This is a genomic window from Anaerococcus sp. HMSC065G05, assembly GCF_001812365.1.
GTDB classification, from domain to species: Bacteria; Bacillota; Clostridia; order Tissierellales; family Peptoniphilaceae; genus Anaerococcus; species Anaerococcus vaginalis.
This window is the reverse complement of record NZ_KV808711.1, coordinates 1-664: the sequence shown is the minus strand read 5'-3', so window position 1 is coordinate 664 and position 664 is coordinate 1. Positions and strand designations below refer to the sequence as shown.

General features: G+C 41.7%; 2 protein-coding genes. Both read right to left on the bottom strand.

The genetic code is table 11. The annotated features are described in order from the left end of the window. A partial coding sequence (locus HMPREF2852_RS05655; protein ID WP_148130552.1) for a DUF2800 domain-containing protein occupies nucleotides 1-474 on the bottom strand: 474 nt, incomplete at its 3' end. Next, nucleotides 467-664: hypothetical protein (locus HMPREF2852_RS05650; protein WP_070606578.1), on the bottom strand; the 198-nt coding region annotated here is incomplete at its 5' end. The genes HMPREF2852_RS05655 and HMPREF2852_RS05650, both read right to left, overlap by 8 nt.

Genomic DNA, 664 nt, shown 5'->3' with positions numbered 1-664 from the left:
CTCATAGGCATCCACAAGAACTCCCTGTCCGTATTTAAAGTCGATGATGGAAAGCCTATCATCTGAAACGATCAAGCAATCTGCAGTTCCAAATCCATCTGGAACATACTCTGAAAAATCCACTTTCTGTTCAATCAAAATAGCCGGATCCTTACACTTCTGCTTGGCTAATTCATATTGCTCCAAAACAAAATCCACATAGGCATCAGTACATTCTTGCATTTCGTCTGAGTCATAATCAGATACAGGTCTTTTACTTCGCATCTTCAATGCCTTTTTCAGCTTATGCTCACAAAAGGCATGTGCTGCCGTTCCTTCTTCTGCTGCTGCTGAACTGGTATTTTCAAACTCTAGTTCAAGCACTGCACTTGGTGTACAGTTCAGCCACCTATGAGAACTTGATGGGGATAAAATTGCGTGGCCCAGGCCAGCCTCTCTTGCACCTTTGGTACAATTCACCTTCTGTCTAGTCAATTTTGATTTCCTCCGCTTCTTTTAATAGCTGACTGTAGTTTTCCTTTGGTACATCAGATAACTTCGTTCCGCCAAACTTAACAATCAGCTCTTTAACCTCTGCTGTTTTCCCATGCTGACTTAAGGTAGCAAGCACTGCCCTTAAGTCTTCCAGTTTTAACTCTTTTGACTTAGGTGTTTTTTCTTCCTT